This is a genomic window from Empedobacter falsenii (genome assembly GCF_019308355.1).
Classification (GTDB): domain Bacteria; phylum Bacteroidota; class Bacteroidia; order Flavobacteriales; family Weeksellaceae; genus Empedobacter; species Empedobacter falsenii_B.
Map to the genome: position 1 here is coordinate 16,372 of NZ_JAAGKM010000008.1, position 25,999 is coordinate 42,370.

Here is a 25,999-nt window from a genome sequence, read left to right on the forward strand (position 1 = left end):
CAAAACAAATTATAAACAATTACTTATGGACGATTTTATTGCTGCCAGAAGTCAGATGGCGATGTCGCTTGCCTTTCACATTGTTTTTTCGTGTGTTGGAATGGTGATGCCTTTTATGATGGCAATTGCTCACTACAAATACCTCAAAACTAAAAACGAAATTTACAAAGGGTTAACCAAAGCTTGGAGTAAGGGAGTTGCAATTTTATTTGCTACGGGAGCAGTTTCTGGTACAATGCTTTCGTTTGAGTTAGGATTATTGTTTCCTAAATTTATGGAACACGCTGGACCAATTTTCGGAATGCCATTTTCGTTAGAAGGAACAGCTTTTTTTATTGAAGCCATTGCTTTAGGTTTTTTCCTTTATGGTTGGGACAAATTCAATAAATGGTTTCATTGGATTTGTGGTGTAATTGTAGGGATTAGTGGTTTAGCTTCAGGGATTTTGGTTGTTGCTGCAAATGCTTGGATGAATTCTCCGTCAGGTTTCGATTTTATAAATGGCGAATATTTAAACATAGATCCTGTAAAAGCTATGTTCAACGATGCGTGGTTTTCACAAGCGTTGCACATGACAATTGCAGCTTTTTGTGCGACTGGATTTGCGGTTGCGGGTTTACATGCTTATCTTATTTTGAAAGGTAAGAATGTAAATTTTCATCGCGAAGCATTCAAAATTAGTTCTGTTTTAGCGATTACAGCAGCAATGTTAGCACCTTTGAGTGGTGATATTTCGGCGAAAGATGTAGCAAAACGTCAACCGATTAAATTGGCTGCGATGGAAGCGCATTTCAAAACAGAAGAAAGTGCTTCATTTGTTTTGGGTGGAATAGTGGACGAATCAAAAGAAGAGATTAAATATGCGATAAAAGTTCCGGGTGTATTGAGTTTCTTGGTTCATTCAGATTTCAAAACACCTGTAAAAGGTCTAGAAGAATTTCCGAAAGATGAATGGCCGCCTGTGGCAGTTGTACATTATGCTTTTCAGATTATGATAACATTCGGAATGTTGATGATGGGAATAGCTGTTATTTATTTGATTGCGCAATTTTTTAAGAAAGATTGGCGAACAAAACGCTGGTTTTATAAATTGTTTATGATTGCGACACCTTTCGGATACATCGCTTTAGAAGCAGGTTGGACGGTAACAGAAGTCGGTCGTCAACCGTGGATTATTTACGGAATTATGCGAACGGTAGATTCCATCACGCCAATGCCAGGAATACAATATTCGTTTTACATTTTCACGTTTGTATTCATTACATTGTCCATTATTTTAGTGTTCTTAATGAATCGACAAATACAAATGGTTGCGAAGCTTTACGATCCAGAAGATCCAAATTATAAACCAGAAAAACATTAAGTATGATTTACGTAGTAATAGCATTTTTGTGGGTTGCCATCTGTTTATATTTAATTTTAGGTGGAGCAGATTTCGGTGCTGGAATTGTCGAATTATTCTCTGAAAAGAGTTACAAAAAACGTACGCAGAAGATTATGTACAATTCGATTGGACCTATTTGGGAGGCAAATCACATGTGGTTAATCATTGTCATTGTTATTTTATTTGTTGGTTTTCCTAAGATGTATGCAGAAATCTCAAATTATTTGCACATCCCGTTAGTAATCATGTTATTGGGAATTATTGCAAGAGGAACATCGTTTACTTTCAGAAATTATGATGCAATCAATGATAAATGGCACAATCTGTACGATGTCATTTTTACCTATTCAAGTGTTGTGACGCCTTTGTTTTTGGGAATAATTGCAGGATCTATCGTTTCAGGAAGTATTGATGATAATGCATTTTCGTTTCAAGATGCATATATATTTTCGTGGCTAAGTTGGTTTAATTTTTCAGTTGGAATTTTTACTGTTGTGATTTGTGCTTTCTTGGCTTCGGTTTATTCAATTCAAACTGTTAAAAACGAAGAAGATAAAGTGATTTTAAGAAAACGTGCGAAGCTTTATACAGCTTTAATTTTTGTTGCTGGTGCATTGGTATTTGCAGTTTCACTTTGGAAAAACATTCCATTATTTAGTTGGATAACATCAGAAATTTACGGTTATATCGCAATTGCAATTGCTTCAATTTCGATTGTATTATTACTTTCAGCCTTAAATAAAGCGAAGGATTCTTTGTTGAAAGTTTATGCAGGAATAATTGTGATGATGATTTTGTTTGCAGCATCATATTCGCATTTTCCGAATTTGGTATTATTCAAAGATGGTTCAACATTATCTTTATTGACAGATTATGGCGCAATGAGTACAATAAATATGTTAGCTTGGGCATTATTACTCGGCTCGATATTTATTTTACCATTTCTATTTTACTTAATTTATTCATTTAATCAGAAGCAAAAAATATAAATACTCGTTCCAAATTTGATTACAAACATACTTGTTTGTAATTAACCGAGCCTTTAGGAAAGGACAAGTGAATTTGGTAAATACAATAATCTGTTTAAATCTTCAGAACAAGGATGATAGAGAAGAGCCTTATTTCAATTCGAAATAAGGCTCTTTTATTTTAATTATGTTTTGCTTGCCATTCTGCAATTTCTTGCTCATTCAGCAAACAAGAGTTTAATTCTTGTGTAACTTTTTCTTTGTCCAAACCTTGACCAATAAAAACAAGTTCTATCATTCGATCTCCCCATTCTTTCGACCATTTGGCGTCAATTGTTTTTTGATTGAATTGATAAGCTGCAAACTGAATTCTTTCGTCATATGGTATCGAGCACCACCAAGCCCCCGCAGGATCAATTCGGATACTACCACCAGCTTGACTCAAGAAAATAGCTTCATCAGGACGATTTGCTAACCAAAATAAACCTTTTGAACGGTAAATAGTTGGAGGAAAATTATCATTCAAATAGGTTAAAAAACGTTCTGCATGAAACGGAATTTTTTGTCTGTAAACAAAAGAAGTCATTCCATATTTTTCTTCCAAATGATCGTGGTGTTCGTGCGTACAATGTTCGCCGCATTCGTGATCATGGTCGTGATGATGATGTTCCTCTTTTTCTTGCTCTTCTAATAATTTTACCCAAGCATCCATGTCCTGAATTTTTTCGAAATCGAATAGATTGGTATTCAAAATTTCAGTTAATTCAACGTGAGAAAAACTTGCAGGAATTATTTTAGCAGAAGGATTTAATTTAGTCACAAACGCTTCAATATTCATCAACGTTTCTTCTTCAACCAAATCCATTTTATTTAGAATAATCACATTCGAAAATTCAATTTGATCAATTAAAAGATTCACAATCGGACGATTATCTTCTCTGTTTTCTGTAAAACCACGATCAAAAACATCTTCATCAGTTCCTAAGTTTTTGAAGAAATTATAAGCGTCAACTACTGTTACCAACGTGTCTAAACGTGCAACTTTTGGCAAATCAATTTTACCATCTGGCGAAACAAAATCCAATGACTGCGCAATAGGACCTGGATCAGAAATACCAGAACTTTCGATAACCAAATAATCATATTTCCCTGATTGTGCCAACTTCTCGATTTCTACGATCAAATCTTCTCGTAATTCACAACAAACGCAACCGTTGCTCAATTCAACTAATTTTTCATCCGTTTGAATTAAATCATTTTCGCGAGAAACCATTTGGGCATCAATATTTACTGCGCCCATATCGTTCACGATAACTGCTACTTTTAGTCCTTTTTTGTTGTGTAATATATGATTAAGAAGTGTCGTTTTTCCGCTTCCAAGAAATCCAGAAAGTACCGTTACAGGTAGTCTATTTTTCATAATTTATGCTTAAAAATATGCTACAAAGTTACGTTTTTATCACGCAAATTTTTGCGTAGAATCATCTATAAATTTTATAATGTTCTGTTAAGAATTTAATAATAAATCACTGTTAGAAAGATTTCTTTTATTTTTGTTCAAAATCAAATAAAATAATGTTTGTTTATAGTGTTATCACGTCAATAATTATTTCAATCGTACTTGAAATTTACCTGTATTTTAATTTTAAAAAATTCATTCAAAATAAGTATATTCTTTTAGGGAATATGCTTTTGTGGTTACTTGTTTTGGGTAATTTTGGATATAATCTAATCTTTTTTGATCGTAATGTTGGTCAAACACAAACGACAATGTGGGCAACAGGTTTGTTTATGTTGTTTGGTTTTCCTCGAATTATTCTGGTTCTATTTTTCTTGGTTCAAGATATTTTTAGAGGATTTGGGTGGTTATTTAATCGCGCAACAAATCATTCAACAAAAGAAGATTCTTATTTACCTTCTCGTCGAAAATTTGTAATGATTTCTGGATTAACAGTAGCTTCAATACCTTTTTTTAGTTTGATTTATGGAATGACTTTAGGAAAATATAATTTCAAGGTAATCAAGAAAAAATTGGCATATCAACGTTTACCAAAATCGTTTGATGGTTTCAAGATTTTACATATAACGGATATTCATTCGGGAAGTTTGGACAATCGTGAGAAAATAGAATATGCAGTGGATTTAATTAATCAACAAGAGTTTGATATACTATTGTTTACGGGTGATATTGTGAATAATTTTCATTGGGAAATGGACAAATGGTACGATGTTTTTTCTAAAATAAAACAAGCGCCGCACGGAAATTTTGCAGTGCTAGGAAATCATGATTATGGAGAATATTCGGATTGGAAAACGGAGGAAGAAAAGCAAGATAATTTTGAGAAAATTAAAGCGATTTTCCCTAAGATTGGAATGAAATTATTATTGAATGAAAACCGATTTATTACAAAGAATGGTGAAAAAATTGCATTGATTGGCGTTCAGAATTGGGGAACACGATTTAAGAAATTAGGTGATATTGATGCAGCTTCGAATTATGTAAATACAGAAGATTTTAAAATTGTGATGTCTCATGATCCTTCGCATTGGAATGAGATATTGAAAAATCATCCGAAACATTTTGACTTGACTTTGTCTGGACATACGCATGGAATGCAATTAGGAATTGAAGTTCCGAAAATTGGTTTGCGTTGGAGTCCGGCGCAATATGTGTATCCGCAATGGGCAGGTTTTTATGATTTTGAAGGAAAGATTATCAATGTAAATCGCGGATTTGGTTATCATTTTTACCCAGGAAGAGTAGGTGTTTGGCCAGAAATAACATTAATAGAGTTGAAATCAGTATAAAGTATTAGGAAAAAGCAATCAAAGTTTTTGATTGCTTTTTTGATGTATATCAATTCTGAAAACAGATTTTTATCGGATTATTGTCATAAAAAAAGAAATAATATGAATGAAGAATTAATTCCTTTACAGGTTGTAAAAAATGAATCAGCTTTTCGTTTTGAGCTGAATGTAGACGGATACATCGCTTTTATAGATTATAAAGAAGAAGATGATATTATCAAATTGATTCATACCGAAGTTCCTGAAGAATTAGGAGGAAGAGGCGTTGCAGCTGCTTTGGTAGAAAAAACATTGGTTTATTTGGAGGAACATAAAAATCCTTTGTTTCCGTATTGTCCTTATGTGTATGCCTACATCAAAAAGCATCCGGAATGGAAACGAATTGTTCATCCTAAATTCCCAAAATATAATGAATTGTAATCGGTTAACGAATGAGATTATAATAAGAAATGCGACCTGTATAGGGTCGCATTTCTTATTATATTTTTGAAAAGCAATTTTAAGCTTTGTGATGATCATCATCGTGTGTATATGTTTGCTCAATTGCGACGTGTCCTTCCCATTTGTCTACAGCAACTGTAGATAAGGCGTTCCCAAGTACATTTGTCATCGAACGAGCCATATCACAGAAATGGTCAATAGGTAAAATCAACGCAATTCCTTCTGGTGGAATTCCAAACATCGAACAAGTTGCAACCACTACAATTAATGAAGCTCTTGGCACACCTGCAACACCTTTTGAAGTAAGCATTAAGACTAATAACATCAAAATTTGTTTCTCGATCGGCATGTGAATTCCATAAACCTGCGCGATAAATAGCGACGCGAACGTCATGTACATCATCGATCCATCTAAATTGAAGGAATATCCGAGCGGTAAAGTAAACGAAATAATTTTCTTTTGAGCCCCAAATTTTTCTAATTCTTCAACTAATTTTGGGAATACAGCTTCTGATGAAGTTGTAGAGAAAGCGATTAATAATGGCGCTTTGATGTGTCTTAATAAGTCGATTACTCGTTTTCCTAAGATGAAATATCCAACCAAAATTAAAACAGCCCAAAGAAGCAAAATACCAATTACGAAGGCGATTAAATATTTAACATAAAGTAAGAATATACCGAATCCGTACGTTGCAATAGCAGCAGAAATAGTTCCTAAAACTCCTAATGGCGCAGTCCACATTACATATCCAACCATGATTAAAACGATATGCGAAATTTTATCTAACGCTTTCGTAATCATTTCGCCTTCTTTTCCATAAGCTGCCATTGCGACACCAAAGAAAATAGAGAAAACAACGATTTGTAAGATTTCATTTGTTGCAAATGATTCGAAAACAGATTTAGGAATCATATGTGTAATGAAATGCTCTAATGTAAGCGAAGCTTGACCTTTTAATAAATCTTGAGCAGAACTTGCATCGATCTCAATATTCAATCCTTCTCCAGGTTTCATTATATTGATAACAATAGCACCAATCACCAAAGAAGTAAGTGAAGCTGTGATAAACCACCCCATTGCACGTCCACCAACTCGTCCAACCATTTTCATATCACCCATTTTAGCAATACCAACTACTAAAGTTGAGAAAACTAAAGGAGCAATAATCATCTGAATAAGACGAATAAAAACAGTACCAAGAAGTTTTATGTTAGTCGAAAATGTTTTAATAAATTCTGGCGAGGTATTATAATGTACATATCCTCCAAGCGCAACCCCGATAAGTAGGGCAATAATAATAGCTATAAAAAGTTTATTGTTTTTCATTATGCGATTTTAAACTTTTCCAAAACTACTATTTTTTAGCAAATTATTAAGAATATAAATCGATTTATACACCAAATTAAATATAAAATCCTTTGTATGTAGTGTTTACAAAGGGTTTTCTTTATGGTGTATTGAGTACTATTCTGGCTGTTTGAACGGAATTTCCTGATTTAAAATCTCTTCGATTAATGTTGACATTGGCGCGGTAGAATTTTCGACAATCGAATAATCGATGGTGGTATTTTTATCTACAGAAAGCTTAATCAATTCTTTATTTGGAAATTTGATTGGATAAATACACAATTCAATGTCTTTAGTTAAGTTCTCTTTGTCTGCATAAAATAAATGTGCGTAGAAAATTAATTGCAATTGTTTGGCTTTATCTTCTTTTTGGTAAACGGTTTCTATTTCTTCGGTTTTCACCGAAATATCTTTCGCATAACCAGTTTTGTAATCAATAATTCGGATTTGATTATTCACAGAATCAATTCTATCAATCACACCTTTCAGTTTTACAATTTTACCATTTGTAAGTGCAAAATCAACTTCGTGTTTGCTTTCCAAAGCTCGAATTACAAATTCATTTTCCTTTGCAGTAGTTGTATCTTTAGACAAAACGCCATCTACAATTCGCTCAGCAATTTTATAAATTAAATAATTTGGTCCTTTATCCAAATGCCCATCTTTATATTCTTTACTAAAATGTTCTTGTAAGGTTTTGTCTTTTATTTTTTCGATATTTTTGAAATCATTTTCATGCAAAATATGTCCAATATAAGGCGTGTACAAATCCTCTAATGCGCCGTGTACAATGTTTCCTAATGTTCTTGCGCTTACAATTTCTTCGGCTTCTTCGACTTCATTTACATTAAAAACACGTTGCTCATAAAAATCTAACGGATTGCGTAAATAGGTCGAAAGTGAAGAAGGTGAAATTCCATATTCAGCCCAATTTTGAAGCTTTGCCATTGTTTCGTCAGTTTTTGGAACAATGATTTCTTTCAAAGGTTTTGTGACAAAACTTGGTGCAGCAAAAGTTTCTTTTACTTCATGATTACTTTCAAATTTGATTTGAGCTAAAAAGCGAGATTTTTCTCCAGAACCCATTCCATCAGCTTCGGTATCATACACGAAATAAGCATTTTTCGCACGCTGAATCAAACGATAAAAGTGATAAGCATAAATAGAATCATTTTCAGTAAATGTATTCAATTTCATTTGTTTGCGAATGTCGTACGGAATAAATGTATTGTTTTGTCGTCCCAAAGGTAAAATTTCATCATTTACAGAAGTCATGATAATATTATCGAAATTCAATAAACGAGTTTCCAATAATCCCATCAATTGTAAACCTTTCAAAGGTTCTCCAATAAAGGAAATTGTCTCAGAAGAAACGATTTTGTTGTATAATAAAAATAAGGTTCTATAATCTTTGATATCATCAACACTCAACAAATTTTCGTGCAATTGATTGAAAACTTTTTTGAAAAAGAACAAATATTCTTTTGTCAACAAATCGTTCATCGAAGGATGATGCAGTAATTCGTCTGTCCAATTTTTTAGATGATGAATAAATTCAGTGATGCTTTTCGGAATATGAAAAATAGATTTAAAGATTGATTCTCTTAAGGCATTTTGAATCGAATTTTGAGAATTAAATATTCTATTTTGTAAACGAATATCACCGATTAATCTTCGACTTTCTTCTGTGCTAAAAAGAGATAATGTTTTATTTTCAAGAATTTGTAAGACATTTTTGAAATAAAACATGGTTCCTTTTCCTAACTTCTCCCGATTCATTTGCAACTCAAAAATTGATTTGAAAAATTGCGCTAACGGAACAGAACGTAACGGAATTCCCATCGAAATGTTGAGATGTGTGATATTTTCGGGCAACGAATTGAGAATTGCTGGTAAAATAGATTCATCAGCCAAAATCAACGCGGTATTTTTTATCTCATCTTCGTTGAGATTTCTAATTAAATCTGCAATATATTTTGCTTGTCCAACTTGTTTTGCAACACCAATTGTCTGTAAATTTTTTGGTCTCGAAAATTCATCAACCACCCAATTGATAGGTTTTATTTTTTCTTTGTATTTTCTTAGAAAAGAACCAGCTTCTTGATTCGGATTTTCGTAATAATATTTATCTGCATCCCAATATAAAGTGGCTAATTTTTCTTTTTCTAATCGAAAAATTAGTGCTTGTTCTGCTTTTGTCAAGGCATTAAAACCAGCAAAAACATAATGTGAAGTTCTGTTTTCGACAATCTCTTCAACCTTTTCACTTGCGATTCTAAAAACCATCCCAGCATAACCTTCTTTCGAATCCAACAGATCTTGTTGTAATTGAAAATATAATTTTGAAACAATTCCCCAAAACGTTAAGTGATTTTGAATGATTTCATTTTTCCCAATCTCAATTTTTCCATCTCCCCATTGACTAATTCGTTCTACCGAAATCAAATAGTCTAAAACTTTATGCGCAGGTTGCAAAGAAGCATCGATATCATCGAAATCTTTCAAAACAGTTGGTCCCCATTTGATAAAATCTTCGAAAGAATCAGGCTTGTCAACGATTTTTTTATAGGCTTGATACGCTTTGAACCATAGATTAATTCCAGAAATAATTTCTAAACCAGAAAGTTCGCTCATCAATTCTTCGATACTTTTCATTTGTGGAAGAATGATATTTTGCGCTTCACGCTGAAATTCTTGTTTGAAGAATAACATTGGACGTTTTCCTGGTAAAACTAAAGTGGTGTTGATAAAGTTTTTTTGATTTTGGACTAAATCTTTTACAACATTTTCTATGAATTGAGCCATTTTGAAATTTTCTTTCGTTGAATTGTTGTAAAAGTAAGGATTTTGAGAGACAATTCGTGGCGTTGAATTATTTTACTTCTTGAACTTTTTCTTGAAATAATTTTTCAAAAGTTTCAGTGATTTTATCCTCAGACATTTTTGTAGCAACAAAATATAATATGAATCCAAAAAATAACATCGGAATAGAAATTAAAGGTAAAAAATTATGAATTCCATTAGTAATAATTTGAAAAAGTGAGATTATAAAAAATAAAGTCACAATACTTATCCAAACAATGAAAAATATTGAAACAAAAGAGTTTAATTCTAAATTGTAAACAATAGTGGTTTTATTGTCGTTGGTATTGAAATGACCAATAATTTGAGGATTAAAACTATTTCGTCCGCTAATCGTTTTCATCAAATTGAAATGATCTTTATAAACTATCCCTTCAAATTCATATTTACTTTTAGAAAAACGAATTCTTTTTTCTTCTGTATTATCATTTAGTATTTTAAAAACTTCTTGTTCAGAAAGATTTGTCGTTATTTGATATGTTTTATTTTTGAAAAGCATAAGTTAAATATATAAAAAAGCGACTAAATATTTTTAGTCGCTAATATAATATTGAAAAAAAGAAATTCTTACTTAATCACTCCTAATTCTTTACCAACTTTTGTAAAAGCAGCAATTGTATGATCTAATTGCTCTTTTGTATGTGCTGCAGATAATTGTACACGAATACGTGCTTTATCACGAGGAACAACAGGGAAAAAGAATCCGATTACATAAACACCTTCATCTAATAATTTGTCTGCCATTACTTGAGATAATTTTGCATCATACAACATAACAGGTACAATTGCAGCATCACCTTCTGGAATATCAAAACCAGCAGCAACCATTTCTTTGCGGAAATATTCAGCATTCCACATTACTTTATCACGTAAAGTTGTGTCATTTTCTAACATTTCTAACACTTGCAAAGCAGCGCCAACGATTCCAGGAGCTAAAGAGTTAGAGAATAAATATGGACGAGATTTTTGACGTAACATTTCGATGACTTCTTTTTTACCAGAAGTAAATCCACCCATTGCACCACCTAAAGCTTTTCCTAAAGTAGATGTAATGATGTCTACACGTCCCATTACTTCGTTGTGCTCATGTGTTCCACGTCCAGTTTTTCCAATAAAACCAGTTGCGTGAGAATCATCAACCATTACCAAAGCATCGTATTTATCAGCTAAATCACAAACACCTTTTAAGTCTGCAACGATACCATCCATAGAGAAAACTCCGTCTGTTACAATAATTTTGAAACGATGATTTTTTTCTGAAGCTACAATTAATTGAGCCTCTAAATCAGCCATATTATTGTTTTTATAACGATAACGAGCAGCTTTACATAAACGAACACCATCAATAATAGAAGCGTGGTTTAATTCATCAGAAATAATAGCATCTTCTTCTGTAAACAAAGGCTCAAAAACACCACCATTTGCGTCAAAAGCAGCAGCATATAAAATCGTATCTTCCATTCCTAAGAAATTAGCGATTTTTTTCTCTAATTGTTTGTGTACATCTTGCGTACCACAAATAAAACGAACCGAAGACATTCCGTATCCGCGGTCATCTAACATTTTTTGAGAAGCTGAGATAACGTCTTTATTATCAGATAATCCTAAATAGTTGTTCGCACAAAAATTAAGTAATGTTTTACCATTTTCTAATGTAATTTCTGCACTTTGAGGAGAAGCAATGATGCGTTCTTTTTTGAATAATCCTTGTTCTTCTAAATCATTCAATTGCGTTTGTAAGTAGTTTTGAAATTTATCGCTATACATAATAAATCACTTTTTGTTTTGATATGTTTCATACAAATATAAATGTTTGCGGGCATATTTTTCGTATTTTTGTGAGATATAAAAATTTAAATTAAGTGGATTTTATTATATTATTTTTGTTCTCGGTACAATATTATTTTTTAGCTAAGTTTTTTAAGAAGAACAAAGTTAAAACAATTCTAAGTGTTATTGGAATGTATTTTTTTGGAATTGTTCTATTAGTATTTGCATTAGTGGCTCTTAAAGTAACTAGTATAATTGATATTGATATCATGAATCCTGTTGAATTGAGTAAGTCAAAATTTGTTTGGATTGGAGAAACAATTATTTTTCTATTTATTGGTGTTTTCTATTACTATCATCTTAAACGTAAATGGACAATGGAAATGTTTTCTGCAGATATCGAAAAGCGTAAAGATGAAATTCTACAAAATTTAGAAGTTAATCAAAAAATAAATCCAGTAAAATTGGACGTTTATCCTCATTTTCATACGGTTAATGAAAAAAATATTCATTTGGTTCAACCTTTAGCAAATGAGATTTGGAACGAATGTTACAAAGATTTATTATCCCAAGATCAAATCAATTATATGATTGATATGATGTATAATACTGACAAAGTAAACGAAGGAATTGCAAATGGAGATGTTTGGGAAATCCTGAAAATTGATAATGTTCCGTCTGGTTATTTGCATTACAAATTAGATGAAAATAATACTGTTTTCTTATCCAAAATTTACTTGAAAGAGTCTAATCAAACCAAAGGAATTGGACAATTGATGTTGAATAGAGTTGTAGATTATGCGCGAGAAAAAGGAGCAAAAGCTGTTCATTTAACGGTGAATAAACACAATGCGAAAGCAATTCGTTTTTATGAGAAAAATGGTTTCAAGAATATGGAATCAAAAACATTTGACATTGGAAATGGATATATTATGGATGATTATATTTATCAGAAATCCATTTAAAAATAAGGTTTTAATCAAAATATAAAGTCATTACGGTTTGTAATGGCTTTTTTTATGTTGTAAACAAAGTGTCTAGAACCAAGCTGACTTAATTCGTAATGTCGTGAGGTTGATTTAGTTTTTAAAGTGATGAGAAGCTGAATTCAATTCAGCTTGACATTTTCCGCTAATTTATTATTGAAAATAGATCTTAATTTATCGGAGTCATATTGAACTTGTTTCAATATCGCATCCAGAGCTTAGAACTGTTAATTCTTAATGTAAAACAAAAAGGACTTCAATTAGAAGTCCTTTTGTTATTTTTCTCTTTCGATAACGTATTTCACCATTGTTTCCAATGAATTTCGAAATTCACTTTCTGGGAATTCGTATAGTATATCTAAAGCCTCTTGGCTATATTGTTTCATCATTTTTTGCGTGTACTCAATTCCGCCGTGATCTTTTACATACTGAATAATTTCTCGTACACGTTTTTTGTCATTGTTGTAACGTTTTACCGAATTAATCAACCATTTTTTGTCTTTTTCATTCGCTGTATTGATTGAATAAATCAACGGTAACGTCATTTTTTGTTCTTTGATGTCAATTCCGACAGGCTTTCCAATTGCATTAGAAGTGGTATAATCAAACAAATCATCTTTAATCTGAAAGGCAATTCCAACCAATTCACCAAAACGATGCATTTTTTTCGCTACTTCTTCCGAACAACCAACAGAACGTGCTCCAGCCTCACAACAAGCTGCGATAAGCGTTGCCGTTTTCATTCGAATAATCTCGAAGTATACATCTTCTGTAATATCAAGTTTTCGCGCTTTTTCGATTTGCAATAATTCACCTTCCGAAATTTCCTGTATCGCAACCGAAACAACTTCAAGTAAATCAAAATCTTTGTTTTTAGTCGAAATAATTAAGGTCTTTGACAAAAAATAATCTCCCACCAAAATAGCTACTTTATTCTTCCAAATCGCATTAAGTGAAAAGAAACCACGACGCAATGTACTATCATCCACTACATCATCGTGTACTAAAGTTGCGGTGTGAATAAGCTCGATAAAAGAAGCTGCACGATAGGTACGTTCTTGTACTTCGCCATTTAATTTTGCAGTTAAAAATACAAACATCGGACGCATTTGTTTTCCTTTTCTGCGCACGATATAATTGGAAATACGGTCAAGAAGCGAAACATTACTCTTCATCGATTCGAAGAATTTCTGTTCAAACAATTTCATTTCCTCCGCGATCGGAGCTTTAATCAAATCTACCGTGTTACCCAAAATTTATTTTTTTAATTCGTAAAATTATTGATGCAATGTACAACCTGTTTTGCATAGAATCCTTTATAGTTAAATTCCTCTCCGCTAAAACAAATTTTGTTTTCGGTTGGCAAAACTGAAATACCTTCCAATTGTCCCAACTGTGTCGTGAAGCCCAAAGGTAAACTTATTTTTTTAACTTGAGAAGTGAAGAATAACTGATTGTTATCTTTTGGCAAATCGAACCAATTGATAAAAGTTAACGCTTCTTTTGTGTAGCCCAATAGATAAATTCCTTTGGTAGAACTATTTACATCAGCATCGATATAAGCAGCAGCTACAGCGTAATTTGTAGGAAAAGTTTCTAACTTTTTGGCTGCGTGTTTTTTAGAAGAGTCAATAGGAACAACATAATGAGACGTTGACATATTTGACCATTCTTTTGTAAAAATATGCAATTGATTTTGGTAGACAAAAAATGCTTCTGCGTCCCAATTTGTCGTCATATTTTTGAACTGAAAAGTTTCTTGTTCTGGATAATAAAATTCTATTTTTTCAGCTTTTAATTGCTGATAAGATTTTGAATAATCGATGTTTGATTTCTCGATAAAATAAATAGCTAAATCTTTTCGTTTGCCCAAATTATTTCCAAAATCAGCAAAATAAATTCGATTATCATCCGAAGACATTTCTTCCCAATCGATATTTGGAGCATTTGTGATGAAAATTGTATTGATAATTTCACCTGTTTTTGCATCAAAACGATACAATTCTGGTTTGGAATCAGAATCGTTTAAACCCCAAAAAGAAGCCACATTTTTATCTTCTTTTTCATATTCTAAAGTCGAAATTTCGTTCAAAGTAGGAGGTAAGTTGATACTTTCCATTTTATAATCATCAATAGAAATTGTATCGATGTTTTCTACTATTTGCGCGAAAGAGAATTTAGTTAGAATCAAAAATAAAAATATGGCTAAATATTTCATTTGATTATTTTTTTAATCATTTCCAGTTTTATTGGCTAATTGTCCACAAGCAGCATCAATATCTTTTCCGCGACTACGACGTACATTTACCACAATATTGTTGGATTCTAAAGCTTTGATATAATTGTTAACTGCTTCTTCTGATGCTTGTTTGTAGATTCCGTCATCAATCGAATTATATTCGATAATATTCACTTTAGAAGGAATTTTTCGACAGAATTTTACCAATGCATCGATATCTTCTTTTTTATCATTAACACCGCCCCAAACAATATATTCGAACGTAATTCGTAAACCTGTTTGTTGGTACCAATATTGAAGACTATCCATTAAATCCGTCAACGGAAATTTAACAGAAAAAGGCATAATCACATTACGAACTTCTTCTCGAGCCGAATGTAAAGATACCGCAAGGTTAACACGTAAATCTTCGTCAGCCAGTTTTTCAATCATTTTAGGAATTCCCGAAGTAGAAACTGTAATTCGTCTTGGAGCCATTCCTAGTCCTTCTGGCAATGTGATTTTTTTGATGGCAGAAATTACTTCGTTATAATTTAACAAAGGTTCTCCCATTCCCATAAATACGATATTGCTTAAAGGACGATTGAAATAACGTTTACTTTCTTCATCGATAATCACAACTTGATCGACGATTTCGGCAGCTGTTAAGTTACGCATACGTTTTAATTGCGCTGTTGCACAAAAAGTACAATCCAAGCTACAACCAACTTGCGAAGAAACGCATGCAGTTGTGCGAGAATCAGTCGGAATTAAAACAGATTCCACAACGTTACCATCATGAAGTTTAACCGCATTCTTGATGGTTCCGTCGTTAGATTTTTGTAGAAGATCAACTTCAACAGGTTGAATTTGGAAAGATTCTCCCAATTGCTCACGTAGAGCTTTTGAGATATTCGTCATGTCATCAAATTGATGCGCATTCTTTTTCCATAACCATTCGTACACTTGTTTTGCGCGGAATGATTTTTCTCCAATCTCTTTGAAATAATCTTCAATCTCAGCTTGTGAAAGCTTTCGTATATCTTTTTTTGTTGTACTCAAACTTGTCTTATAAGATTAACATTGCATCTCCGTAAGAGTAGAATTTGTATCCTTCTTTTACAGCTTCGTTGTATGCTTTCATTGTTAAATCGTGTCCAGCAAACGCAGAAATCATCATGATTAATGTAGATTTTGGTGTGTGGAAGTTTGTAATCATACAATTTGCAATAGAGAAATCGTATGGTGGGTGAATAAATTTGTTCGTCCAACCATCAAATGCATTTAAATGACCATCTGCAGAAACAGAAGATTCGATAGAACGCATAGAAGTTGTACCAATAGCACAAACTTTTTTCTTCTCGTCAATTGCACGATTTACAAGATCAGCAGATTCTTGAGGAATAATAACTTGCTCAGACTCCATTTTGTGTTTAGATAAATCTTCAACCTCTACAGCTTGAAAAGTTCCTAAACCAATGTGTAATGTTAATTCAGCAAAATCAACACCTTTAATTTCTAAACGTTTTAATAAGTGTTTAGAAAAGTGTAAACCAGCTGTTGGTGCAGCAACAGCTCCTTCGTGTTTTGCATAAATTGTTTGGTAACGCTCTGCATCTTCTGGTTCAACATCACGTAAAATATATTTTGGAAGTGGAGTTTCTCCTAATTCTTTCAATTTTGCACGGAATTCTTCGTAAGATCCATCAAATAAGAAACGTAAAGTACGTCCACGAGAAGTCGTATTGTCAACAACCTCTGCAACTAATGTATCATCATTATCGAAGAATAATTTATTTCCGATACGGATTTTACGCGCTGGATCAACCAAAACATCCCATAAACGAGTCTCAGCATCTAATTCTCTTAGCAAGAAAACTTCGATTTGAGCACCAGTTTTCTCTTTGTTACCCATCAAACGAGCAGGGAAAACTTTCGTATTGTTACGAATCATTACATCTCCTTCGTCGAAATACTCGATAAGATCTTTAAATTGTCTATGTTCAATTTCTCCGGTGTCACGGTGAACAACCATTAAGCGAGCTTCGTCTCTGTTTTCAGAAGGGCGATCTGCTAAAAGTTCTTCAGGTAAAGTAAAGTCGAAATCGGAGGTTTTCATTTTCATAATTGTACAATTTTTTGCAAATATACGATGTCAGATACCCCTTTGTCAAGTGAATTGAGGTATTTTATGAAATTGCTAACGTTTAAATGTTTATTTTTGACGAAAGACTTATAGATATTATCAAGTTTTTTAATACTTATTTGAAAAATAAAATGAAAACGAAACTACTATTACTATCAATGTTTTTTACATTTTTTAGTTGTAATAAATCCGAACAAAAAATTGAAGAATCTGCTGAAATAGAAAAGATTGATTCTGTTGCAAAAAAAGAATCACCAGAATCAGAAATTCCGAAAGAATTGATAAAAGCACCAGATTTTTCTTTGGCTGATATCAATGGAAAACGATTTGACTTATCAGATTTCAAAGGAAAATATGTCTACATGGATATTTGGGCAACATGGTGTGGACCTTGCAAAGTTCAAATTCCTTTTATGAAAGAATTGGAAAAACAATTTCATAATGCACCAATTCATTTTGTAAGTGTTTCTTTGGATAAATTAGAAGATAAGCCAATTTGGGAAAAAATGGTGAGAGAAAATCAGATGTCTGGTGTACAGTTATTTGCAGGAAGAGAAGATAACTTTGGCTTTGATTATAAGATAGAATACATTCCGACTTTTATTATTTTAGACAAAGAAGGAAATATTATGATTGATCGCGCGCCTGCACCGATGGATTATCAAACAGGAGGAATCAATCAACAATTGGTTGATATTCTCAAAATGATGAAATAAAAAAAGCTTCCATTTGGAAGCTTTTTTTTATTATTGAGCTCATTATGCTCTAACTTTTGTTTTCAAATTAATACGTTGACCAATTTTAGGTTGTTCACCTGGTTCCATACGATTTAGTTTATATAGGTTGTTTACTTTTACACCAAAACGTTGCGAAATCGTGTACATATCATCACCTTCTTGTACTTTGTATGAATAATCAGAACCTTTTGTTTTCTTTTTTCCGAAAAATACAATTTGTCCATCTTTCAATTTAGAACCCATTTGTATTTCATTGAAATTCGCAATATCCGAAGGAACTTTGTTGTATGTTTTAGAAATAGTCGCAATTGTTTCTCCCGCTTGAGCAACAATATAAGGAATATTATTCTTGTGATTTTTAATGCGAGTTGTAGGATTTTGAGGACGAGTTTCGTAAGCAATTGTTTTGTTATTTACACTAGGCTCATTTTTCTCTATACTATTATTATTTGGTTGATAAGACGCTAATGCAATTTCTTCTTTGATTGTTTTAGATTCTTTCTTCGTTTTAGATTTCGATGAATTATTTGCCATCATCATATCATCCTGATTGTTGTATAATGTATACAATTTTGTATAAACTTCTTCTGGAGAAATCTTATCAAATTGATCTAAATTATATTTCTCAATTCTCGAAATTAATTTTGAAGCATATTTTGGATCAGTTGCATAACCAGATTTTTTCAGACCATTTGCCCAAGCGTTATAATCTGTCGGATCTAAGAAAAATAAAGCTTTGTAATAAGGTCTTAAAGCCAAAAATTTAGAATGATCTCTATAACTTTCTTCAACTGAAGAATATTTTCTAAAACATTCTCCTTTCGAATCATCATCGTGATAAATACGAGGTTTATCCAACGACCATTCTTCAGGACCTTTACATTTTATTCCAAAATGATTATTGGCTTGATCGGCTAATTTACTTTGTCCGCCTCCAGTTTCCAATAATCCTTGTGCTAACGTAATACTTGCTGGAACTTTGTAAAGTTGCATTTCTTCAACAGCTAAAATAGCATGTTTTCGAATGTAAGTTATGTCTCTACTTTCTTGTGCTTGCGTCGAAATCGACAACACTAAGCTAAAAATGTATAACAATTTTTTCATTCTATAATATTTTTGTTCTTCTTCTTTAAAAGTTTGTTCATTCCTTCAATTCCTTGCAATCCGCCTGTATGAACCAAAAGAATTTTAGAATTATCACTAAAATAATGATTTTTAATTAATTGAAAAATACCAAAAACCATTTTTCCAGTGTAAATAGGATCCAATTGAATATGGTTAATTCGCTTGAAATCATTTACAAAAGTAATTAATTCATCCGAAACTTTCCCATATCCGCCAAAATGATAATCATTAAAAATAGTGAAATTCGTTTTATTTGTCAATTTTTCGATTTCATTTTGGATAAAATCTCCCTTTAAACTCGGAAAACCTAAAACTTTTTGATGAGGTTTCGAGCTTTCAATCAATCCAGCAATTGTTCCACAAGTTCCGATTGCCGAAGCAATAAAATCATATTCGAAACAATCATCGTACAGAATTTCTTCACAACCTTTTATTGCAAAATCATTTGTACCTCCTTCTGGAATAACGTAAGTGTTTGGATATTTAGTGTTTAAATGATTAATAAATTCTACTTCATCCTTTTTTCGGTATTCTTCCCTCGAAATAAAATGCAATTGCATTCTACATTCTTTTGCAAAACGTAATGTAGGATTTTCATCGATTTTATCCTTCAATTCTTCTCCGCGAATAAAACCGATAGTTTCGAAATGATGTAATAGTCCAGCTGCTGCCGTTGCCGCAATATGATTAGAAAAAGCACCTCCAAATGTTATCAATTTTTTGAAACCTTGTTTTTCAGCTTCAATAAAATTATATTTCAGTTTTCGGTATTTGTTTCCAGAGATTTCTGGATGAATCAAATCTTCTCTTAATATAGAAAGTTGAATATTTTGAGAAGTTAAATGTTTGATGTCAATGTTTTGAATTTGAGCTTTAAAATCGTTCCAAATCATTTAGATATATTTTAGAAAATTATAAAATTTTCGTTTTTTTAAATAATTCAAATTGTGTTCGTTTGCATAAGCTTCACGCTCAAAACTAATATTGCGATATGCTTTGTGTTGATCGCGATATTGAATCAATCGAATGGCATATTCAATAAAATAAAAAGGATAGAAAAAAACGACCAAAAGTTCGAGTTGTTGAATGATATGAATGGTTTCGTGATTGATTAAAACTTCATCATTTTTCAGTTTTTTATCTCTCAAAAAAATGAAAGGAAAAATGGTAATTCCAATAAAATTCTTTCGGAATAAATGACGCAAAACAACTACAAACATGATTTAGGTAATTCGATTTTATTGCAAAATTAATCAATCTGAAAAGATATTGATTTAAAAAGCGTTAAAAAGCGTAAATTTAGAAGAAGTTTCGCAAATAATTATCATACCAAAATTAATGATAGTTTATAGATAAAAGTTGTAAATTCACAGCGTTAGAAATGAAAAAGTTTGAAGAAGGAGATTATTATTTATCTCCAGAAGGTTTCAGAATATTTACTGAACAATATCTAAAAAAAAGAGGGTATTGTTGTAAAAGTGGATGCAAACATTGTCCGTATGGATACGATAAAAAAACAGATAAAATAAAGAATAAGAAATAATTATATGAAAATAACATCAACAGTTTTAGCTTTGTTAATAGGAAGTTGTGCTTTTGCTCAAATGAAATTTCCCGCGGTAAGTTCTCATGCTGAAGTTGAACAAAAAGTAGGTTTAACAGAATTTGAAGTTGAATATAATCGACCAAATGTAAACGGAAGAAAAGTATTTGGAAAATTGGTACCGAATGGAGAAGTTTGGCGAACTGGTGCGAATGAAAATACGGTCATCAAATTTGATAAACCAATCAAAGTGAATGGACAAGAGTTGGCTGCTGGCGAATATGCGTTGTATAGCATTCCGAATAAAGAGGAGTGGGAGGTAATTTTTTACAAAGACACGAAAAACTGGGGAAATCCGAAAGAGTGGAAGGAGTCGAATATCGCTTTGAAAGTGAAAGCTCCGTCAACAAAATCGATGAACAATAAGACAGAAACGTTTGAGATTCGTTTTACAAATGTGACGCAAAAATCAGCGAATTTGGTATTAGCTTGGGATAACACAACGGTTGTTTTGGATATTGAAACGAATACAATTAACGAAGTTTTAAAAATGATTGGAGATCAATTGAACGAAAATTCTTCTGCAAGAGATTTTTACAATTCGGCAAACTTCTATTATTCGAATAAATTGGATCGAAATCAAGCGTTGAAATGGGTCAATACAGCTTTAGAAAAAGATGCTAATGCACCAGATTATTACAAAGAATTGAAAGCTAATTTGGAAAAAAATAAATATTAACTAAAAATCCCTTCAAAAATTTTTGAAGGGATTTTTTTATTCAGAAATATTCTTTTTTAAGATAATTTGTAGGTAAGAAAACATCAACGCCGTTGACCAGCCTACCATCATAATTCCGTTTATAGCTTCTAACCCAGCCATGATTTTCCATTCACTATCAATCACAACATCACCATAACCAACGGTTGTAAATGTGATTAATGAAAAATAGATTGCTTCTTGAAAACTATATAAATTGTCAATATTTGGATTGAAATAAAAAGTAGCCGCCCAAATTGTACATTGTGCGCCATGTAACAAAGTAAGCAAAGAAACAGATAATGCCATTTGCCAAATTACTTGACTAAACGTTAAACGTTGTTTTTTGAGATTAAATTTATGTAGATATTTTAGCGAATAAACCGTGACAGTTGATTGTAAAATAACATTCACACAAATAATCAATATGCCAAAACATATAATTAGAAACATATTTTTATCAATTATAGATGAATACAAAAATGTAAAGAATAAAATTTATAAAATACTTTTTGAAGCTAAAAATTTTGTAAATTTAATACAGAAGGAAAATCTAGATATCCTAAATATTTGATAAAATCTGGATTAATAAAGCTTTATTACTAATTTTGTAACGCTAAAAATACATATTTCAACGAATGAAAATTAATTTTAAATATATTTTGATGTGTTTCGGAATAGCTACAATTGGCTTATCTTCGTGTGCTTCAAATAAAAATTCGAAAAAAATAGTTTATAAAAAAGTAGAATCTAAGCAGCCTATAAAACCTGTCGAATCTACGAAGTCAACCATTGCTACTACGCCAAAAACTGAAATTCCGAACAAGAAAGATGAAGTTTTTACAGTAAAACTACCTGAAGTAAATCGTGAGTTTCGTGCAGCTTGGGTAGCTTCTGTTGCAAATATTAACTGGCCTTCTAAAAAAGATTTGACAACAACGCAACAAAAAGATGAAGCAATAAAGTTGTTGGATATGTTAGAAGCAAACAATTTTAATGCTGTTATTTTTCAGGTTCGCCCAGCGGCAGATGCTTTGTATAAAAGTAATTTCGAACCTTGGTCTTACTTTTTAACTGGAGAAGAAGGTAAGGCGCCTTCGCCATATTATGACCCGTTAGAATTTTGGGTGGAAGAAGCACACAAACGTGGAATTGAGTTGCATGTTTGGTTAAATCCTTACAGAGCGCATCACAGTAGTGGAGGTCCAGTGACAAACGAATCGATGGTGAAAAGATCGCCAAGTAATGTGGTGAGATTGAAAAATGGCATGTATTGGTTTGATCCTGCTGACAAAAAAACGCAAGATCACGTTTCGGAAGTTGTTCGTGATATCGTTTCGCGTTATGATATTGATGGTGTTCATTTTGATGATTATTTCTATCCATATGCATCGTATAATGGTGGTGCAGACTTTCCAGATAATTCAACTTGGAATGTTTACAAGAATAATGGAGGAATGTTGTCGAGAGCAGATTGGCGTCGTCAAAATGTGAATACAATTATTGAGCGTATTTATAAAGAAATCAAAGCAGAAAAACCTTTTGTAAAATTTGGTATTAGTCCTTTTGGAATTTGGAAACCAGGATATCCTGCTGGAATTACAGGTTCTTCGCAATATGATGAATTGTATGCAGATGCAAAATTATGGTTGAACAAAGGTTGGGTTGATTATTTTTCGCCACAATTGTATTGGCCAATTAATTCGACAGGACAAAGTTTTCCGAAATTATTAGAATGGTGGAAATCAGAAAACACACATAATCGTCATCTTTGGCCAGGTTTGAATACTGTAGAAGTGAAAGTTTCGGATAGAACAACTGAGATTACAAATCAGGTAAAAATGGCTGGAGAAATTTTACAAAACAATGTGGGTGTTATTCACTGGAGTATTGCTGGATTAACGAAAAATCCTTCGATGTTGAGTTATCTGAAAGAAGGTCCATACAAAGCTAAAGCTTTGGTGCCAACTATGAATTGGATAAAAGCAGATCGTTTGGTAAAACCAAGTTTGACTGTAAATATGAAAGCGTCAGAAGTTGTGATGAATTGGAATGATTATAAAATGAATTCAAATGTTTCGAAATGGATTTTATACACACGTTACAACAACGATTGGGAAACGTCTATTTTGGATAAAACCAAAACAAACCAAACAATTTTGAAACACAAAGATGGTAAAAGTTTAACAGCAGTTGCACTAAAAGCTGTCGATCGTTTAGGAAACGAAAGTGATTACGTTGCTCAAAAAATTAATTAAGAATTGAATTTCTCTCAATATAAATCCTCAACATAAGTTGGGGATTTTTTTGTTTTTACAACTTTGTTGTTTTTGTATATTTGATTATACATTAATAGTTTAACACATATTTAAATAACCATAATTATATGAAAAATAAAATAGGTTTCAATATTATTTTTGCGCTTATTGCATTTCCAATAGGACTAGCTTTGTTAAGAGAGTTTAATTTTCAAGATTTTACGTTTAAAAATACAGCATTAGGTATTATTTATTCAGTAACGTTTATATTCTGCATATTTTTTATGTTGAAGAAAAAGAAAGTTGAAAATTAGAATTTAATATAAAACACAAATCCTCAACATAAGTTGAGGATTTTTTTATTTTTTTCTCTTTAAAATATAATAAAGCGCATCGTTATCATTTTCTTTTGATGTGTAGGCAAACTGAAATTCATATCCGTTTTCAGACATAAAATTCAACGCATCAATCATTGAATTAAATTTTACTGCAATTCCGCGTTCATCTTTTATTTTCAAACCAGTTTTAAAAGAAATTGATTTGGTTTCTTGTCCAAAATCCAATCGAATATTCATTTTTGTACTCAAACCTCGCCCAGTTCCAATAATCTGTACATAATCAACATTGATATCTTTAATCGGAACATCATTTACAGTTTGCGCAACCGAAAAATTACCGATGAATAATCCCAAAATAAGTGCTAATTTTTTCATAAGTTTTAAATTTTGATAAAGATATTTATTTTCGAATGAAAGAAAAAAGCTGTTTCAAAAGACTAAAATTAGTCATGTCATTTCGACGCATGGAGAAATCTGTAATTTAGATTTCTCATTTCACTACGTTTCATTCGAAATGACATTTTTGAAACAACTTTCTTAATTATATTATTTCAATCCCCAATCAACGGCAAAAACAGCTTGTAAAGCTGCAGTTTCAGTACGGAAACGTTGATATCCAAGACTAATTCCTGTGAAATTGTGATCTTCTGCAGCGAAAATTTCATCTCTCGAAAAATCACCTTCAGGACCAATCATAATCAAAATTTTCTGCGGATTATTTTCCAAAACTGTTCGTAAAGGCGTACGTTCAATATCCGCTTCGCAATGCGCAATACATTTCGTGAAACCTTCAAAATCCTGTTTGATAAATTCATTGAATTTTGTCAAATCATTTACTTTTGGCAAATACGCTTTCAACGATTGTTTGGTTGCAGATTGTACAATTTTTTCAATTCGCTCGATTTTAATATTTTTTCGTTCCGAATGAAAAGTCTGTAAAAAAGTAATTTCGTCAATACCAATTTCAGTTGCTTTTTCTAAGAAAAATTCCAAACGTTCCATTGTTTTTGTTGGTGCAATTGCAACATGTAAATAGTAATTTTTCTGCTCGAAATTTACTTTTAAGTCAACAACTTTTCCTTCAACTGCTTTTTTAGAAATTGATGTAATTTCAACTTCAGCCAAATTTCCTTTTCCATCTGTCACGTGCACCAAATCGCCTTCATTTCCGCGTAAAACTTTTGCAAAATGATGACTTTCTTCTTCGTTGAGAATAGCTGTGTCATGATGAATTTCTCCAAAAAATAATTTCATTAAATATGGTATTTAGCTACAGATTTCGCTGTGTTTTCTGTAAATAACTCTTGATCAAATTTTAAACTTCCAACCATTGCAATCATCGCTGCATTGTCTGTTGTATAAGCAAATTTTGGTATAAAAGTTTTCCAACCAAATTCAGTTTCTCCATCTTTTAATCGTTGACGAATTTCAGAATTTGCAGAAACTCCACCTGCAATTGCAATTTGTTTAATTCCAGTTTCGTCCGATGCTTTTTTTACTTTTTCCATCAAAATATTTACGATAGAACGTTGAATAGAAGCGCACAAATCATCAATATTTTCTTCTATAAAATTTGGATTTGCTTTGACCTCTTTCTGAATAAAATATAAAATTGACGTTTTGAAACCGCTAAAACTAAAGTTTAAACCATCAATTTTTGGTTTTGCAAATTTGAATTTTGTAGGATCTCCAATCTTAGATTTTTTGTCAATAATTGGACCTGCAGGATATGGTAAGTTTAAAATTTTACCTGCTTTATCAAAAGCTTCACCAGCTGCATCATCAATTGTTTCACCTAAAATTTCCATCTCAAAATAACTGTTGATTTTCACGATTTGTGTATGTCCACCAGAAACAGTCAAACATAAAAATGGAAAAGTTGGTTTTTCGTCGTTGGCATCTTCAATAAAATTTGCCAAAATATGTGCTTGCATGTGATTAACCTCAATCAACGGAATATCCAATGATTGACTGAAAGATTTCGCAAAACTTCCGCCAACCAAAAGCGAACCCATCAATCCTGGACCACGTGTATACGCGATTGCTTTAAGTTCTTCTTTGTTAATATTTGCCTGTTTTAGGGCTTGATCTACGACGGGAACAATATTTTGTTGATGTGCTCTCGAAGCTAATTCTGGTACTACGCCACCATATATTTCGTGAATTTTTTGGCTTGCCACAACATTAGAAATAATTTTATTTCCGTCAATAATTGCTGCGCCTGTATCATCACAAGAAGATTCTATGGCTAAAATGTAGTTTTTATCGCTCATAATTCCTTGTAGAATAAAATTTATAACTTATTTTTAC

The 25,999-nt window shown here is 32.0% G+C and carries 25 protein-coding genes; 9 read left to right on the top strand and 16 right to left on the bottom strand.

Annotation, left to right across the window (positions count from 1 at the left end; all coding sequences use genetic code 11):
- The first annotated feature begins 25 nt into the window (after nucleotides 1-25).
- Both G0Q09_RS05305 and G0Q09_RS05310 read left to right on the top strand, forming a co-directional pair.
- On the top strand, nucleotides 26-1,363 hold the full coding sequence (locus tag G0Q09_RS05305; protein WP_114999963.1) for a cytochrome ubiquinol oxidase subunit I: 1,338 nt from the start codon (nucleotides 26-28) through the stop codon (nucleotides 1,361-1,363).
- Between the two features lie 2 nt (nucleotides 1,364-1,365).
- Complete coding sequence (locus G0Q09_RS05310; RefSeq protein WP_114999965.1) at nucleotides 1,366-2,373, top strand: cytochrome d ubiquinol oxidase subunit II; 1,008 nt, start codon at nucleotides 1,366-1,368, stop codon at nucleotides 2,371-2,373.
- A 160-nt stretch (nucleotides 2,374-2,533) separates the two neighbouring features.
- Here the strand turns inward: G0Q09_RS05310 and G0Q09_RS05315 are convergent, their stop codons facing one another.
- On the bottom strand, nucleotides 2,534-3,772 hold the full coding sequence (locus G0Q09_RS05315) for a GTP-binding protein (protein WP_219034185.1): 1,239 nt from the start codon (nucleotides 3,770-3,772) through the stop codon (nucleotides 2,534-2,536).
- 155 nt (nucleotides 3,773-3,927) lie between these two features.
- Here G0Q09_RS05315 and G0Q09_RS05320 point away from each other — a divergent pair, with 155 nt between their 5' ends.
- Entirely contained in the window at nucleotides 3,928-5,160 is a 1,233-nt protein-coding gene (locus tag G0Q09_RS05320) for a metallophosphoesterase (RefSeq protein ID WP_219034186.1), read from the top strand.
- A gap of 102 nt (nucleotides 5,161-5,262) precedes the next feature.
- Nucleotides 5,263-5,580 carry a GNAT family N-acetyltransferase gene (locus G0Q09_RS05325; protein WP_219034187.1) on the top strand — a complete coding sequence of 106 codons (318 nt, stop codon included), beginning with the start codon at nucleotides 5,263-5,265 and terminating at the stop codon, nucleotides 5,578-5,580.
- A 79-nt stretch (nucleotides 5,581-5,659) separates the two neighbouring features.
- Here G0Q09_RS05325 and G0Q09_RS05330 read toward each other — a convergent pair whose 3' ends face one another.
- The 4 genes from G0Q09_RS05330 to kbl form a co-directional block, all read right to left on the bottom strand.
- Complete coding sequence (locus G0Q09_RS05330) at nucleotides 5,660-6,928, bottom strand: dicarboxylate/amino acid:cation symporter (RefSeq protein ID WP_219034188.1); 1,269 nt, start codon at nucleotides 6,926-6,928, stop codon at nucleotides 5,660-5,662.
- A 138-nt stretch (nucleotides 6,929-7,066) separates the two neighbouring features.
- Nucleotides 7,067-9,754 (bottom strand): PD-(D/E)XK nuclease family protein, encoded by a 2,688-nt coding sequence (locus G0Q09_RS05335; RefSeq protein ID WP_219034189.1) that lies wholly within the window; start codon nucleotides 9,752-9,754, stop codon nucleotides 7,067-7,069.
- 67 nt (nucleotides 9,755-9,821) lie between these two features.
- Nucleotides 9,822-10,310: a hypothetical protein gene (locus G0Q09_RS05340; RefSeq protein WP_219034190.1), complete on the bottom strand. Its 489-nt coding sequence runs from the start codon at nucleotides 10,308-10,310 to the stop codon at nucleotides 9,822-9,824.
- A gap of 68 nt (nucleotides 10,311-10,378) precedes the next feature.
- Nucleotides 10,379-11,578, bottom strand: coding sequence for a glycine C-acetyltransferase (kbl, locus tag G0Q09_RS05345; RefSeq protein WP_114999975.1), 1,200 nt, complete (start codon nucleotides 11,576-11,578; stop codon nucleotides 10,379-10,381).
- A 194-nt stretch (nucleotides 11,579-11,772) separates the two neighbouring features.
- On the opposite strand from kbl, the gene G0Q09_RS05350 reads away from it, so the two are divergent.
- Complete coding sequence (locus G0Q09_RS05350; protein ID WP_257468073.1) at nucleotides 11,773-12,546, top strand: GNAT family N-acetyltransferase; 774 nt, start codon at nucleotides 11,773-11,775, stop codon at nucleotides 12,544-12,546.
- Between the two features lie 296 nt (nucleotides 12,547-12,842).
- Here G0Q09_RS05350 and G0Q09_RS05355 read toward each other — a convergent pair whose 3' ends face one another.
- The 4 genes from G0Q09_RS05355 to queA are packed head-to-tail and all read right to left on the bottom strand — an operon-like array spanning nucleotide 12,843 to nucleotide 16,904.
- The gene (locus G0Q09_RS05355) at nucleotides 12,843-13,775 is read right to left on the bottom strand and encodes a polyprenyl synthetase family protein (RefSeq protein ID WP_180906365.1); all 933 of its coding nucleotides are present in this window, start codon (nucleotides 13,773-13,775) and stop codon (nucleotides 12,843-12,845) included.
- 56 nt (nucleotides 13,776-13,831) lie between these two features.
- Nucleotides 13,832-14,785, bottom strand: coding sequence for a hypothetical protein (locus G0Q09_RS05360; protein ID WP_219034191.1), 954 nt, complete (start codon nucleotides 14,783-14,785; stop codon nucleotides 13,832-13,834).
- Nucleotides 14,786-14,797: 12 nt separating this feature from the next.
- Nucleotides 14,798-15,847, bottom strand: coding sequence for a dual-specificity RNA methyltransferase RlmN (rlmN, locus tag G0Q09_RS05365; RefSeq protein WP_038336309.1), 1,050 nt, complete (start codon nucleotides 15,845-15,847; stop codon nucleotides 14,798-14,800).
- Between the two features lie 7 nt (nucleotides 15,848-15,854).
- Complete coding sequence (gene queA / locus G0Q09_RS05370; RefSeq protein ID WP_038336356.1) at nucleotides 15,855-16,904, bottom strand: tRNA preQ1(34) S-adenosylmethionine ribosyltransferase-isomerase QueA; 1,050 nt, start codon at nucleotides 16,902-16,904, stop codon at nucleotides 15,855-15,857.
- Between the two features lie 158 nt (nucleotides 16,905-17,062).
- Between queA and G0Q09_RS05375 the strand changes: the two genes are divergently transcribed.
- A complete protein-coding gene (locus tag G0Q09_RS05375; RefSeq protein ID WP_181816294.1) occupies nucleotides 17,063-17,647 on the top strand; it encodes a TlpA family protein disulfide reductase in 585 nt (194 codons plus the stop codon).
- Between the two features lie 42 nt (nucleotides 17,648-17,689).
- Here G0Q09_RS05375 and G0Q09_RS05380 read toward each other — a convergent pair whose 3' ends face one another.
- Genes G0Q09_RS05380 through G0Q09_RS05390 form a run of 3 tightly spaced genes read right to left on the bottom strand, consistent with a single transcriptional unit; the run spans nucleotide 17,690 to nucleotide 20,013 of the window.
- Nucleotides 17,690-18,772, bottom strand: a complete 1,083-nt coding sequence (locus G0Q09_RS05380) for a glucosaminidase domain-containing protein (RefSeq protein ID WP_219034192.1) — start codon at nucleotides 18,770-18,772, stop codon at nucleotides 17,690-17,692.
- Complete coding sequence (locus tag G0Q09_RS05385) at nucleotides 18,769-19,686, bottom strand: 1-aminocyclopropane-1-carboxylate deaminase/D-cysteine desulfhydrase (RefSeq protein ID WP_219034193.1); 918 nt, start codon at nucleotides 19,684-19,686, stop codon at nucleotides 18,769-18,771. Before G0Q09_RS05385 ends, G0Q09_RS05380 begins: the two co-directional genes overlap by 4 nt.
- A complete protein-coding gene (locus G0Q09_RS05390) occupies nucleotides 19,687-20,013 on the bottom strand; it encodes a hypothetical protein (protein ID WP_038336313.1) in 327 nt (108 codons plus the stop codon).
- A gap of 161 nt (nucleotides 20,014-20,174) precedes the next feature.
- Between G0Q09_RS05390 and G0Q09_RS05395 the strand changes: the two genes are divergently transcribed.
- Together G0Q09_RS05395 and G0Q09_RS05400 are read left to right on the top strand one after the other, a co-directional pair.
- Complete coding sequence (locus G0Q09_RS05395; protein ID WP_160279602.1) at nucleotides 20,175-20,336, top strand: DUF5522 domain-containing protein; 162 nt, start codon at nucleotides 20,175-20,177, stop codon at nucleotides 20,334-20,336.
- A gap of 4 nt (nucleotides 20,337-20,340) precedes the next feature.
- A complete protein-coding gene (locus tag G0Q09_RS05400) occupies nucleotides 20,341-21,075 on the top strand; it encodes a DUF2911 domain-containing protein (protein ID WP_219034194.1) in 735 nt (244 codons plus the stop codon).
- 36 nt (nucleotides 21,076-21,111) lie between these two features.
- On the opposite strand, the gene G0Q09_RS05405 is transcribed toward G0Q09_RS05400, so the two are convergent.
- Nucleotides 21,112-21,402, bottom strand: a complete 291-nt coding sequence (locus G0Q09_RS05405; RefSeq protein WP_219034195.1) for a potassium channel family protein — start codon at nucleotides 21,400-21,402, stop codon at nucleotides 21,112-21,114.
- Nucleotides 21,403-21,731: 329 nt separating this feature from the next.
- Here G0Q09_RS05405 and G0Q09_RS05410 point away from each other — a divergent pair, with 329 nt between their 5' ends.
- Nucleotides 21,732-23,351 (top strand): glycoside hydrolase family 10-like protein, encoded by a 1,620-nt coding sequence (locus G0Q09_RS05410; protein WP_114999991.1) that lies wholly within the window; start codon nucleotides 21,732-21,734, stop codon nucleotides 23,349-23,351.
- 359 nt (nucleotides 23,352-23,710) lie between these two features.
- On the opposite strand, the gene G0Q09_RS05415 is transcribed toward G0Q09_RS05410, so the two are convergent.
- The 3 genes from G0Q09_RS05415 to tsaD all read right to left on the bottom strand — a co-directional run bounded on the left by G0Q09_RS05415 (nucleotide 23,711) and on the right by tsaD (nucleotide 25,962).
- Nucleotides 23,711-24,064, bottom strand: a complete 354-nt coding sequence (locus tag G0Q09_RS05415) for a hypothetical protein (RefSeq protein ID WP_219034196.1) — start codon at nucleotides 24,062-24,064, stop codon at nucleotides 23,711-23,713.
- Nucleotides 24,065-24,235: 171 nt separating this feature from the next.
- On the bottom strand, nucleotides 24,236-24,943 hold the full coding sequence (locus G0Q09_RS05420) for an RsmE family RNA methyltransferase (protein WP_219034197.1): 708 nt from the start codon (nucleotides 24,941-24,943) through the stop codon (nucleotides 24,236-24,238).
- Nucleotides 24,943-25,962, bottom strand: coding sequence for a tRNA (adenosine(37)-N6)-threonylcarbamoyltransferase complex transferase subunit TsaD (tsaD, locus tag G0Q09_RS05425; protein ID WP_219034198.1), 1,020 nt, complete (start codon nucleotides 25,960-25,962; stop codon nucleotides 24,943-24,945). The genes G0Q09_RS05420 and tsaD overlap by 1 nt, the downstream gene beginning before the upstream one ends.
- Nucleotides 25,963-25,999 lie beyond the last annotated feature (37 nt).

Excerpts from the sequence above, each read along its gene's own strand:
- G0Q09_RS05325 (WP_219034187.1), top strand. The coding sequence starts at position 5,263 with ATGAATGAAGAATTAATTCCTTTACAGGTTGTAAAAAATGAATCAGCT.
- G0Q09_RS05390 (WP_038336313.1), bottom strand. The coding sequence starts at position 20,013 with ATGTTTGTAGTTGTTTTGCGTCATTTATTCCGAAAGAATTTTATTGGA.
- G0Q09_RS05315 (WP_219034185.1), bottom strand. The coding sequence starts at position 3,772 with ATGAAAAATAGACTACCTGTAACGGTACTTTCTGGATTTCTTGGAAGC.
- G0Q09_RS05360 (WP_219034191.1), bottom strand. The coding sequence starts at position 14,785 with ATGAAATATTTAGCCATATTTTTATTTTTGATTCTAACTAAATTCTCT.
- G0Q09_RS05415 (WP_219034196.1), bottom strand. The coding sequence starts at position 24,064 with ATGAAAAAATTAGCACTTATTTTGGGATTATTCATCGGTAATTTTTCG.
- G0Q09_RS05330 (WP_219034188.1), bottom strand. The coding sequence starts at position 6,928 with ATGAAAAACAATAAACTTTTTATAGCTATTATTATTGCCCTACTTATC.
- kbl (WP_114999975.1), bottom strand. The coding sequence starts at position 11,578 with ATGTATAGCGATAAATTTCAAAACTACTTACAAACGCAATTGAATGAT.
- G0Q09_RS05335 (WP_219034189.1), bottom strand. The coding sequence starts at position 9,754 with ATGGCTCAATTCATAGAAAATGTTGTAAAAGATTTAGTCCAAAATCAA.
- G0Q09_RS05385 (WP_219034193.1), bottom strand. The coding sequence starts at position 19,686 with ATGATTTGGAACGATTTTAAAGCTCAAATTCAAAACATTGACATCAAA.
- G0Q09_RS05355 (WP_180906365.1), bottom strand. The coding sequence starts at position 13,775 with ATGAAATTGTTTGAACAGAAATTCTTCGAATCGATGAAGAGTAATGTT.
- G0Q09_RS05420 (WP_219034197.1), bottom strand. The coding sequence starts at position 24,943 with ATGAAATTATTTTTTGGAGAAATTCATCATGACACAGCTATTCTCAAC.
- G0Q09_RS05350 (WP_257468073.1), top strand. The coding sequence starts at position 11,773 with ATGTATTTTTTTGGAATTGTTCTATTAGTATTTGCATTAGTGGCTCTT.
- G0Q09_RS05375 (WP_181816294.1), top strand. The coding sequence starts at position 17,063 with ATGAAAACGAAACTACTATTACTATCAATGTTTTTTACATTTTTTAGT.
- G0Q09_RS05380 (WP_219034192.1), bottom strand. The coding sequence starts at position 18,772 with ATGAAAAAATTGTTATACATTTTTAGCTTAGTGTTGTCGATTTCGACG.
- G0Q09_RS05395 (WP_160279602.1), top strand. The coding sequence starts at position 20,175 with ATGAAAAAGTTTGAAGAAGGAGATTATTATTTATCTCCAGAAGGTTTC.
- G0Q09_RS05400 (WP_219034194.1), top strand. The coding sequence starts at position 20,341 with ATGAAAATAACATCAACAGTTTTAGCTTTGTTAATAGGAAGTTGTGCT.
- G0Q09_RS05405 (WP_219034195.1), bottom strand. The coding sequence starts at position 21,402 with ATGGCATTATCTGTTTCTTTGCTTACTTTGTTACATGGCGCACAATGT.
- tsaD (WP_219034198.1), bottom strand. The coding sequence starts at position 25,962 with ATGAGCGATAAAAACTACATTTTAGCCATAGAATCTTCTTGTGATGAT.
- queA (WP_038336356.1), bottom strand. The coding sequence starts at position 16,904 with ATGAAAACCTCCGATTTCGACTTTACTTTACCTGAAGAACTTTTAGCA.
- G0Q09_RS05340 (WP_219034190.1), bottom strand. The coding sequence starts at position 10,310 with ATGCTTTTCAAAAATAAAACATATCAAATAACGACAAATCTTTCTGAA.
- G0Q09_RS05410 (WP_114999991.1), top strand. The coding sequence starts at position 21,732 with ATGAAAATTAATTTTAAATATATTTTGATGTGTTTCGGAATAGCTACA.
- G0Q09_RS05310 (WP_114999965.1), top strand. The coding sequence starts at position 1,366 with ATGATTTACGTAGTAATAGCATTTTTGTGGGTTGCCATCTGTTTATAT.
- G0Q09_RS05305 (WP_114999963.1), top strand. The coding sequence starts at position 26 with ATGGACGATTTTATTGCTGCCAGAAGTCAGATGGCGATGTCGCTTGCC.
- G0Q09_RS05320 (WP_219034186.1), top strand. The coding sequence starts at position 3,928 with ATGTTTGTTTATAGTGTTATCACGTCAATAATTATTTCAATCGTACTT.